The 10802-nt window shown below is 41.1% G+C and carries 10 protein-coding genes; 5 read left to right on the forward strand and 5 right to left on the reverse strand.

From position 1 onward, the window contains the following. Positions 1 to 161 precede the first annotated feature (161 nt). A complete protein-coding gene (locus tag ACTJKN_RS02940) occupies positions 162 to 1625 on the reverse strand; it encodes an SEFIR domain-containing protein (protein WP_440822534.1) in 1464 nt (487 codons plus the stop codon). 534 nt (positions 1626 to 2159) lie between these two features. Here ACTJKN_RS02940 and ACTJKN_RS02945 point away from each other — a divergent pair. Next, positions 2160 to 3011 (forward strand): hypothetical protein, encoded by an 852-nt coding sequence (locus ACTJKN_RS02945; protein WP_440822535.1) that lies wholly within the window; start codon positions 2160 to 2162, stop codon positions 3009 to 3011. 306 nt (positions 3012 to 3317) lie between these two features. Here ACTJKN_RS02945 and ACTJKN_RS02950 read toward each other — a convergent pair whose 3' ends face one another. Then, entirely contained in the window at positions 3318 to 3773 is a 456-nt protein-coding gene (locus ACTJKN_RS02950; protein ID WP_440822536.1) for a JAB domain-containing protein, read from the reverse strand. 632 nt (positions 3774 to 4405) lie between these two features. Between ACTJKN_RS02950 and ACTJKN_RS02955 the strand changes: the two genes are divergently transcribed. From ACTJKN_RS02955 to ACTJKN_RS02965, 3 genes are read left to right on the forward strand one after another with little or no spacing between them, the layout of a single operon-like run. Further along, the gene (locus tag ACTJKN_RS02955; protein ID WP_440822538.1) at positions 4406 to 4570 is read left to right on the forward strand and encodes a hypothetical protein; all 165 of its coding nucleotides are present in this window, start codon (positions 4406 to 4408) and stop codon (positions 4568 to 4570) included. 13 nt (positions 4571 to 4583) lie between these two features. Then, entirely contained in the window at positions 4584 to 5363 is a 780-nt protein-coding gene (locus ACTJKN_RS02960) for a type 1 glutamine amidotransferase domain-containing protein (protein ID WP_440822539.1), read from the forward strand. Between the two features lie 11 nt (positions 5364 to 5374). Further along, on the forward strand, positions 5375 to 5599 hold the full coding sequence (locus ACTJKN_RS02965; RefSeq protein ID WP_440822540.1) for a hypothetical protein: 225 nt from the start codon (positions 5375 to 5377) through the stop codon (positions 5597 to 5599). Between the two features lie 356 nt (positions 5600 to 5955). Here ACTJKN_RS02965 and ACTJKN_RS02970 read toward each other — a convergent pair whose 3' ends face one another. From ACTJKN_RS02970 to mnmE, 3 genes are all read right to left on the reverse strand, one after another. Then, positions 5956 to 7155, reverse strand: a complete 1200-nt coding sequence (locus ACTJKN_RS02970; protein WP_440822542.1) for a tyrosine-type recombinase/integrase — start codon at positions 7153 to 7155, stop codon at positions 5956 to 5958. Between the two features lie 6 nt (positions 7156 to 7161). Next, on the reverse strand, positions 7162 to 7722 hold the full coding sequence (locus ACTJKN_RS02975) for a helix-turn-helix domain-containing protein (RefSeq protein WP_440822544.1): 561 nt from the start codon (positions 7720 to 7722) through the stop codon (positions 7162 to 7164). A 318-nt stretch (positions 7723 to 8040) separates the two neighbouring features. Further along, positions 8041 to 9399, reverse strand: coding sequence for a tRNA uridine-5-carboxymethylaminomethyl(34) synthesis GTPase MnmE (gene mnmE / locus ACTJKN_RS02980; RefSeq protein WP_440822546.1), 1359 nt, complete (start codon positions 9397 to 9399; stop codon positions 8041 to 8043). Between the two features lie 174 nt (positions 9400 to 9573). Here mnmE and ACTJKN_RS02985 point away from each other — a divergent pair, with 174 nt between their 5' ends. After that, positions 9574 to 10698, forward strand: a complete 1125-nt coding sequence (locus ACTJKN_RS02985; protein ID WP_440822548.1) for an AI-2E family transporter — start codon at positions 9574 to 9576, stop codon at positions 10696 to 10698. Positions 10699 to 10802: the final 104 nt, after the last annotated feature.

Below are 10802 nucleotides of genomic sequence, written 5' to 3' on the forward strand. Positions count from 1 at the left end.
ATTGGAATATAAACAACTTAACCCATTAAAATATTGGGCATCAGTATCAATTCATTAAATAAAACGAAAATAATGTTAACATCAGATCCAAAATTGCGGATCTGAATCATAACCCAAAATTAACAATCGTTAAAAATGCAAATCGATGAACTTCCTAAAGACTACTGGAACATTTCTTTTGCAAGGTGCCGTTTTTCAGTTGAACCTCCGTTTGGAAGAGGTGCAGCAAAGAGCTCGTTCACTTGAAAGTCCTTGGCATCAGATCCAAAATCGGTATAAACAGTGACAGAAATTATCGAGCCTATTACAAAGTATTTATCGCTGCTCATCAACTTTATTTCAAAAACCTTGCTCTTAATGGTCTGATCAGGGAATATTTTCCTATCAAAGGAATCTGACAAAATTACCATCCCATCTGCAATTCGCTCTGTATGTGCATTAGGTATAAGCTCCTTTTGAAGCTTTATCTCGAACGCAAATCCCTCAATTGAATTCTGTGAAAGGTTTTTAAAATTAAACATGATTCTAAATTCAATACTGTTGTATTTTCCCCCTTGCCCTAGTGATGCATGGCGGCTGACCGAAGGCTCGGCGATCGCAATTGGAAATACATCCTTACCAAAGCTGAATTTCTTTATAGCTTTTGCTAATAACTGCGGTTTCTCAGCTGCTACCGGTGAAAAAACATAAGTCTTCTCATCCATCAATTTCTGATAAAGACTTTCTTCACTCCCGTCCTTCGAGAGATCTATGATATTCCGCCCCTGAAGTCCAAAGGGGATTATGTTTTCTGACCGCCCTTCAAAGCTAACTAGTATGTATTTCCGAGGACTCTTGTTAATGTCATTCAATAGCAATTGATACTCCTCTCCTACACCCCCGGTGAAAGTTTCGGCTTTACGCTTGTATCCCTCTGAAAGTACGACGATAACCTTTGAATGATCATGCATAGCTTTATGCATCATTTTAACGAAATCGGTGGCAGTCTCTTCTTGTGTAAGCATTTTATCCAAACTTGCATGAAATCCCTTTGTACGTAAAAAATCTGTAAAAGAAACTACCTTGTCTTCATGAACTGGGTTATCCCAACTATATGAAATAAAAACACCATCTCGGTCGATATTGCCAGCATTACTTGCAGCTCTATCCACCTCTTTAGTCCCAAAATCCGGACTACTTTCCCCAGCAGATTCTAAATGATCCGTGCCCTTCCGTTTTTCATTGAAATTACTACCTCGCTTTGGATTCGATTCGAGCAAGGGTGATTCTACTTCAAATTTTGCTGATCCAAAAGGTCTTGGGTGAAAATTTATCAGCCAGGCTAATAGCTCAACATTCTTATGGTTGGTCTGCTCAACTTTTTGTCTTAGAAAATTAACCAGTGGTCTGAATTTATCCGTATCCATATGGATAATCAGTCTCCCAAAATCACGAGTTCCCTGCTCAACCCCAAAAAACTGTTGTAGTATCTGTTTGTCTTTTTGATCGAATCGTTCTATGTAGACCTTTAGACATTCTTCTTTTATACTACGCGGAGTTGGATTAAGAAGGTTAGTCGAAAGGACACTATTCTTTTTCATCTCCTGAAGGGCAAGCATGATCTGAGCGGTATATTTACTGAGCATTTTTTTAAGGAATTGGCTATAAAATTAACGGAATTATTGGAATTAACGGAATTTGCACGATTATTAAGGTAATACAATGGAATTATAGCTATTCTAAATCCGCCATATCCAAAAAGGCCATTAATAAATCAATTGTCATTCCACTATAGTTTTTTGCATTACATCATTCCCTCATTCAAAAACCGTAAAACCCATACTGGGAAACAATCAGGCGAGCATGTACGGCGATTCCAGGGATATCCCCAACCGAACGCCGGTTTTCTGGTCAATACCAGATCCGCTTCACTTGGAAACGGCTCCTGGTTTTCTGCCTATTTAAACACCTCATGTGAAAAACACCTAAATCCAAAAAAAATACAACTCCAGCAGCAACCTCATCGAATCCGAAACCATTTATATAAACCATCATTAATCAAAGCCAAGCAGAAAAAACAACGCCGTCAAACTAAAAAAGAAAATTTCAACCGAAGCAACCAAAAACTAATTTGCAATTCTCAAATCCACTAGCTAACTTGGTTAATAATAAACGCTCTTATGGAAAACCTACCCTCCATTTTCGACAGCCTCTGGGAGTTCCTCGCTGTCCCCCTCATCGAAGTATTGGTCCTCCTTTTTTTCTTCTACTACTTCGCAGACAGAACCTCAATTAAAAACTGGTTCTCGGCCAAAATAACACTCGTAAAAACCGGCTATCCAAAAATTAAAGATAAAATAACTCCAGCGGGAACAGTTACCTCCCTTTCCATCGCCATTGCATTTATAGTAATTATAGCCGGAATCAGCCGCTTCGCCCACACCATCGGAGACATTATCCCTGGGAATCTCATGACATCAGATGAATATGCCATGGCCAGCTATTCAACTCCAGAAGACCTAGCGAAAATATGGAGCAGCAATCCCAAAATAGCAGATTTCGACGAACTTTATGCTTATATCCAGCACCAACACTACAAACAACTCAGCACCTTCCCTGACCTAGCCTCCGCCAACAAAACCCAGTTTGATAGCTTTGGAAAAATCTGGGCAAACCGTTCACTATACAAATTCATTTTACTATACCTGCTCATCCTCCAGCCCGTACTATTCAAAGTCTTACAAATTAAAACCAAACGCTACATTCCAAAACTGCTCATCTGCTTACTCATCATCACCACCTGCCTACTCTACACCTTTAAAGAGCACAGTGACCACATCAAAATCAGCACCTACCTACGCACCCATAACGTTAGGATCATGCTAGAACCCGAAATTATCAACGGCGATACAAAGCACCTAACAGAATACAGAAAAAAAATAGAAACATATCTAAAAGATCGTCAAGAGGCACACGCAATTTTATTCTATCCTTCAAGCTTATCAGATATCGCCGATTTCAAAGACCTTTAGCAATTTGATATTCAGGAATAATTTAAGGTAGGGAGGCGAATAGAATTGTTTAGGTAATACAGTTAGTCTGATCGGCATTGGGTATCATTACTTTTAAATAATAGCTCCAAGTTTGTTCGGTTTGGAAGTCGGTTTCTGGAAACTCATTACTTATGAAAGTGTTGGTTATGAAAAAACGGGACGGAAGAAATATCAACCAATTAAGAATCTTTTAACGCTTTGCCTTCTATATAAAGGCACCTTCAATTCCTGTTGTATTTGTAAGTTTAGCTGTTGCAATCTGAACCTTATTCTCGAGACCGCCCCCTACATCATCCCCTCATCTACAAAACTATAATAACCATACCGCGAAACAATCAGGTGGTCATGCACGCTGATCTCTAAAATATCTCCACCGGATTTCAGTTTCCTGGTCAGTACCAGATCCGCATCACTCGGAAGTAACTCCCCACTCGGATGATTATGTGCTAATATAATTGCACTCGCACAGGCCTTCAGCGCCACCGCGAAAATCACCTTGGGGTCAGCAACCGTTCCCGAAAAACCACCCTGTGAAATATTCACTACACCCAATACCCTACCCCTCCTGTTGAGCAAAATCACTTTAAACTCTTCCACAAGCTCCAGCCTTCCATCATCCCAGCGATCCATCAAAACCTCATAAGCTTCCCTGGAAGAATTAATCTCTGGCAACTCTGCCAATTTAAACGCCGGACGGTAACTGATCTCAATCTCCGCTACTTTAAAACCTAAATTTTCCATAATTTTTCTGATTTAATTATGGCGCCCAGCAAGGTTCAGTTTCTGCCAAAGCTAAAGGAGGAACGGAATAAATGGGTAAGCGGGCAAAGGCCACAGGAGCGTTTATGCCGGAAATTCCTTTGCGTGCCAGAAATGAACCTTAAATTGGTCAGGATTGAATAAGAAACCCAAGATGTCTTAAGAAAAGTCAAAACCAATATGCCCACCCTGATAACAGTACCAAGCAAATAAAGAAGGTCATCCCCGGGATTCTGCAGGTAACATAAAACCAGATAACAGCATAAAAGCCAAAAGAACCCATCAAAAACCTGGGCGGATAGAGAGGGCGCCGGTTGCAAGGAAGACAGAGGAAAAGGCAACCGTATAACATGCGGTAAGCTCACCAAAATACCGACCCTTGAGTTTGATCACAATAACAGCGGTTAAATAAACAAATTGCCGCAGCAACAAAAGCCGGGATGAGCCGCATTCCTAAACAAACAATTTGTGTTGAAAAGCCGAATCTTGTTACGCAGATCCGGCCCGTTGATTAACTGTTTTTCTGTTCCGGGATGCGCTCACTTACATTTACACAATTTTTTCGAACCATTGTAGCGCCAACTTTGTTATCATCTAAACATAAAAGAAATATCATGAAAGACCCTAAAGAAAAAAATGCGCACGAACAAGAAGAACAGGATGCTGCCCGGGAGCAATCATCCGGTAATGAAAACAGCACGGGCGAAAACACCAATTGGAACGAACACCAACAAGTTGACGAGGAAGGCAATGAAGTAGGTCCAGATGATATCAAATAAAAAATAAAACGGTATGAAAAATATTCTAATGGTATTGACCTCCCACAGTTCGATGGAAAATACAGAAAGCAAAACCGGCGTGTGGCTGGGTGAATTCACTGATCCCTATTACGAATTCATTGACGCAGGTTATACAGTTACCCTGGCAAGCCCTAAAGGCGGCAGGCCGCCGGTTGACCCGATGAGCGAACTGACCGAACACCTTACCGCCTCCAACCGAAGATTTCAGGATGATGAGCAGGCAAAGGCTGACTTTAGCCAGACCACCGTTCTGGATCAGATCAGGCATACTGATTTCGATGCCGTATTTTATCCCGGTGGACATGGACCGATATGGGATCTGGCGGTAGATAATAACAGCGGCCTTCTGATACTGGATTTCCTCGATGCAGGAAAACCTGTCGCAGCAGTCTGCCATGGTCCTGCAGCACTCCTCAGCGCGGAAAGACAAAGACCGGGCCTACTAAAAGGAAAAGTTCTCTCCGCTTTCAGCAATGCAGAAGAAACGTTGGTAGGCCGAAGCGGAAATGTCCCATATGAGCTTCAGACACGTTTGAAAGAACTTGGAGCTGAAGTTAAAACAGCCTTACTGCCCTTCCTTTCCCACGTCGAAACAGACGGATTGTTTATCACAGGGCAAAATCCACTTTCTGCAGGCCCCACTGCAAAGGCCCTCATTGACTTGTTAGCATCTGAGCCAATGCAGAACAGCAGCCCCGACGATGAGGCACAGCAATGGCAGGAGAGCGCGGAAAAATACCTGGATGAAAAACCCGGTGATCTCAAACCTTAATCGCAAATCATATGATACAGGAGAAGAAACAGATCAACCCAGGCGAAGATGAAAACGGCAAGAACATGGGTTTACCTGAAAAAGACGAAACAGCCACCGGTATAAACCAAGGCACATCGCTACCTTCTGATGGCCCGGTTGGCCAAAACGAAGGTTCTGAGGCTACAGACCTTACGGCAACCCGAGAAAAGGACGATCCTAAAGACATCCGCAAAGATGCGGAGACGGGAAGTTAACTCAATCTCAGCTGCTTTAAAACTTAAATTTTCCATAATTTTTCTGATTTAATTATGGCGCCCAGTAAGGTTCAGCTTCTGCCAAAGCTAAAGGAGGAACGGAATAAATGTGCAAGCGGGCAAAGGCTACAGGAGCGTTTATGCCGGAAATTCCTTTGCGTGCCAGAAATGAACCTTAGATTGTCAGAATTGAACAAGGAACCCAATCTGTCTTAAAGAAAGTCAAGACTTCTTTGTAGCGAAATGGATTATTGCATGTTCAAAGCATCCATACAGGCAATAGCGGATCTCAGCTTATCATCTTCAAAAAAATACTTGAAGCTGTTCCTACATTTGGATAAAAAGGACATATTCATTTAGCTTACACCAAATTTTTCTTCATTTCTGTGCAGGATAAAAATTGCTGGTCTTTTTTCTTGATCATCACGGACACTTTCATCCTCAACATCTTTAAGCAGCTTCCTAGCTGCCGCCTGGCGCTTGGTCTTATCTACGATCTTCGCATAAATTTCGGTAGTTTTCAAGGAGCGGTGACCGAGCAGTTTAGATACCGTGTAAATATCCGTACCCAGCTCAAGCTGAAGTGTAGCAAAAGTATGCCTGAAACTGTGGAAGGTGATGTTCTTAAAAATGCCAGCGGTGGTACACCAGTCCGTGAAAAATGATTTTAGCTGACTGTACTTCAGGCCTGGAAAAAGTAAATCTTCCGGTTTCATTCGGTCTCCAAGGCGGGCAACAGCCTGATCCGATATCGGCATTACCTCTGCCTTCTCTGTCTTACCTTGCGAAAATTGAATTTCAAAACTGCCCGGTGTCCCCCTAAGTTCAGACCAGTGCAACGTACTCACATCTGACCACCTCAGCCCGGTGAGCCCCGAAAAAATCGCTGCATTTTTCATCAATTCCGAACTGGCAGGTGTATCCGCAAAATGCTGGAATTCTTCCATCGTCAGTCTTTCGCGATTGGTCTCTTTTGATGGTATAGGATCAACCATGGCATGCAGGTCCATTGGTATGAGCTTACGCCTGTAGACATGGCGCAATACTGTCCGGAATTTGGCATAATAAGTAACCGCTGTATTCCATTTGATCGGGCGCCCAGTGCGCGAGATCCCAGGTCCGCTCAACAGATAGTTTTTGTAATCCTCACACAGAAAGTCGGAGAGTTCCGGCAGACGCAGATCATGACCGCTAAAAGCGATAAAATAACGCAGTCCCATTTCCCAGTGGTCATTCATTGATTTCCGGCGGCTTTTGGATACTTGCCTGAAAATCTCGGTAAAACTTGCATTTCGATCCTGTTCTGAAATGATCCCGAAGCGCCTGTTCTGTATTTCTATCTGGCGTTGCGCACAGACCGTCTGAGCGGTGAGCAGTGTTTCTTTGTTATGAATGCGCTGCAGTTCATTCACAGGTTTTGTGAAAAGGTATAGTTTCAGCGTAACCGAACGCTGGGCTTTTCCTGTCTTACTATTTAAAAACGGAGGATAATAGTCCAAATAAAGACTTTGCCTCCCGGTAATAAGGTTTTTCCTTCTCAGTGTGACGCTTCCCATAACTTATTAGCTTTTATAAAATATTTGATTCAATGCTGACCGGAGTACATAGTTGAACTTTCCGTTAGAGAATACTTCAAGATCGTTCCGTTTGATCAGGTCATAAAGTGCTTTTTCTGATATACCAAAATGCTGTTGAGCATCAGCCATACTCATACAGTAAACCAGCGCAGGATTTTTAGCTCTTTCAGCTTGCTGAACCGGCTGAAAATCGACCTGTTTAAAGGCCTTATCCAAATGCTTTCTTTTGATCAGTGTTTTCCGTTCGCTGAATTGGATTGCTTTAATCCTGCCATTCTTGATCTGCTGATAAATTATCCTTTCACTGCAATGAAGCAGGCGAGCAGCCTGTTTCACCGTAAGAAACTCTGCCGGCTGGTCATTGATCGCTTTTGTACGGATACTAAGCGTCTGTTCATTGCTGGCAGAAATCTTCACATTACGGATCTTTTGTTTATAATGCCGCCTGTTACAATTCAGGCTGCAGTACTTAGTGACCGTAGTTTTTGCCAAGAATGTCTTACCGCAGTGTTCGCAGATCCGCTCAACTGTTATATTGCTACTCATTTCATCCTTTTTTGCTGCATCTGCTGCAGGTCGACCAGACTTTTAGACCCTAGAACATCAGTGGTAATTTCCCCTCAAATAGTGGCCTATTAGCGCTGTTTAATGTTTTTTAGTGTCGTTAAGTGTCGATAAGCGACATCATTTCACCCATGATTTTTTTTGGGAAAATTTCAGTCGCTCGAGCAACAAATGAGCAACAAAAATGCGAAAAATAGTGGTAAACCTCCAAGAAATCGGGGGAGAAATATTAACATAACTTATTAACAATCAGCAGGTTGATTGTCGTAAGTTGTCAAAATTAGTGGTTGTTTTTAGGGGTTATTTACCAATACAAAACTTCGTAAATATATTCTCCAACAAGTCATCAGTGGTAACTGTACCTGTAATTTCACCAAGATAATGTAGTGCCTGTTTAATATCCATTGCTAAAAAATCTGATGTAACCGGATTGTCTACATTAGCCAAAACCCTTTGCAGCGCATGTTCGGTCTGTTTTAAAGCTTCTACATGGCGGATATTCGTCACCAGGGTTTCGCTGGTATTAATATGGTGTAAGTTAACCTGCTCCAACAAAGTCGCTTTTAATTCATTAATGCCTTGTTTCTCTTTTGCAGAGATAAAAACCACATTTAAAGCTTCGAAAGCTTTACGTTGCGCCACTGAGATCAGATCGGCTTTATTTACCAGAATTAAATATGGAATAGCCAACTGTTCTAATCCACGTACCTGCTCTTCAATTTCAGAAATACCTTGAGCGGCATCGGCCATATAAATAATCAGTTTCGCCTGCTTCATTTTCTCTAAGGTACGTTCTACCCCTAGCGCCTCAATAATATCGGCTGTATCGCGGATTCCAGCGGTATCGATAAAACGGAAAACAATGCCACCAATGGTTAATTCATCCTCAATGGTATCACGCGTGGTTCCGGCAATATCAGAAACAATGGCACGTTCCTCATTTAATAAAGCATTCAGTAATGTAGATTTACCTACATTAGGTTTACCAGCAATCACAATCGGAACCCCATTTTTAATCACATTTCCCATTTCGAAAGAAGATATCAAACGTTGTAAAACGTAATTGATTTTGTTAACCAGATTTTTTAATTGCTCACGATTGGCAAATTCTACATCCTCTTCAGCAAAATCCAATTCGAGTTCAATCATCGAAGCAAAATGGATCAACTGTTCGCGCAAGCCTTTTAACTCGGTAGCAAAACCGCCACGCATCTGCTGCATGGCTACATCGTGTGAAGCTTTTGAATTAGAAGCAATTAAATCGGCAACAGCTTCTGCCTGACTTAAATCGAAAGCACCATTTAAAAATGCACGTAAGGTAAATTCGCCAGGTTTGGCCGCACGCGCTCCTTTGCTAATCAAGAGGTTAATAATCTGCTGGATGATGTAATTAGAACCGTGACAAGAAATCTCTACCACATTTTCTTTGGTATACGATTTAGGCGCAACAAATAAACCCGCAACAACCTCATCAATAATATGGTCGCCATCCTTAACCAAACCAAAATGTAAAGTATGGGTAGCCTGCTTTTCTAAATCTTTTCCGGCGAAAACGACATTCGTTAACGAAATAGCCTCGGGACCAGATAAGCGGATCACGCCAATGGCACCTGAACCCGAAGGCGTAGATAAAGCAATAATGGTATCTTGATTGTACATGTGTGGTATTAAAGCTGCAAAAATAAGCCTAATCTGTGGGTATATCGTGTATGGGAAGTAATTTTTTTTGACTATTGGTTAATCAATGCCAGGCCAAATTCCCAGCTAACTTTCGTAACTTAAAACATTTCGATAACAATTGTGTTATAAACCTCAAATCAGATTAAGCTTTTTATGACTAATAATTTACCACTAACCGTAAAACGATCTATAGAGTTATTGGGCTTGATGGCCATTGTAGCTGTTATGGTTATCGGTCGCGATATTATCATGCCCATGTTGATGGCTTTTTTTATCAGCATTATGTTGCTACCGGTTTACCGCTTTTTAAAACGGAAAAAAATTCCCGAATCGCTATCCATTATTCTATCAATTTTACTGGTTGCACTCTTTGTATCCCTCATTATTTGGTTCTTTTCCAATCAGATAGGTATTTTGGTTAAAGATTTTCCTCAGATAAAAGCAAATGTTACGCAACATATCAATTCTTTGAGCGATTGGATCAGCCGAATTACGCATTACGACGATAAGGAGCAAAAAGCATTTATTCAGGATAAAAGTGATGATTTAATGAACATGGGCACCTCGCTTGCAGGTGGCGCAGCAGTTACACTTAGCGGTATTTTCGTATTTATTGGCTTGTTGCCTATTTATATCTATCTGATGCTTTTTTATAAAGATATTTTATTGCGCTTTATCTTCATGTGGTTTAAAACAGATGATCACCCAAAAGTGAAAGAAGCCATTTATGAAACCGAATCGATTATTAAAAGTTACCTAATTGGGTTATTAATTCAAATTACTTACATGACCATTTTACTGGGCGGCATATTAATGCTAATCGGTATTAAACATGCGTTATTAATTGGGGTAATCTTCGCCATCTTAAACCTAATCCCTTATGTGGGCGCTTTAATTGGCAACTTAATTGGCGTATTGCTAACCCTTACTTCCTCTCAAGAATTATGGCCGGTAATTACCGTTTTAGGGGTTATTGCATTTGTTCAGTTTTTAGATAATAACATCTTAATGCCGCGCATTGTAGGCTCTAAAGTAAAAATAAATGCTTTATTTGCCATTCTTGGGGTATTTATAGGTGGAAGCATAGCAGGGGTCTCCGGTATGTTCCTCGCGTTACCGATTGTGGCAGTATTAAAAATTATTTTTGACCGTACAGAATCATTTAAACAATGGGGGGTATTATTAGGTGATGAACGACCAGCCAAAAGCCCTATGACCTTCCCTACTTTTCGAAAGAAGAAACCTGTGGCAACCAAATCGGGGATTGAAGGGAAATAATCCGTAGTCCGAAGTGTTTAAAAAGAAAAAGCATCACTGGATTAAACTAGAGATGCTTTTTGTCAATCCTTTTCTACATTACATATTAGACCAATTCACCAAAT

The organism is Pedobacter sp. 22163 (genome assembly GCF_052045595.1).
Classification (GTDB): Bacteria; Bacteroidota; Bacteroidia; order Sphingobacteriales; family Sphingobacteriaceae; genus Pedobacter.

Coding starts and splice junctions, on each gene's coding strand:
- ACTJKN_RS02940 (WP_440822534.1), bottom strand. CDS start 1,625: ATGCTCAGTAAATATACCGCTCAGATCATGCTTGCCCTTCAGGAGATG.
- ACTJKN_RS02985 (WP_440822548.1), top strand. CDS start 9,574: ATGACTAATAATTTACCACTAACCGTAAAACGATCTATAGAGTTATTG.
- mnmE (WP_440822546.1), bottom strand. CDS start 9,399: ATGTACAATCAAGATACCATTATTGCTTTATCTACGCCTTCGGGTTCA.
- ACTJKN_RS02955 (WP_440822538.1), top strand. CDS start 4,406: ATGAAAGACCCTAAAGAAAAAAATGCGCACGAACAAGAAGAACAGGAT.
- ACTJKN_RS02945 (WP_440822535.1), top strand. CDS start 2,160: ATGGAAAACCTACCCTCCATTTTCGACAGCCTCTGGGAGTTCCTCGCT.
- ACTJKN_RS02970 (WP_440822542.1), bottom strand. CDS start 7,155: ATGGGAAGCGTCACACTGAGAAGGAAAAACCTTATTACCGGGAGGCAA.
- ACTJKN_RS02950 (WP_440822536.1), bottom strand. CDS start 3,773: ATGGAAAATTTAGGTTTTAAAGTAGCGGAGATTGAGATCAGTTACCGT.
- ACTJKN_RS02975 (WP_440822544.1), bottom strand. CDS start 7,722: ATGAGTAGCAATATAACAGTTGAGCGGATCTGCGAACACTGCGGTAAG.
- ACTJKN_RS02965 (WP_440822540.1), top strand. CDS start 5,375: ATGATACAGGAGAAGAAACAGATCAACCCAGGCGAAGATGAAAACGGC.
- ACTJKN_RS02960 (WP_440822539.1), top strand. CDS start 4,584: ATGAAAAATATTCTAATGGTATTGACCTCCCACAGTTCGATGGAAAAT.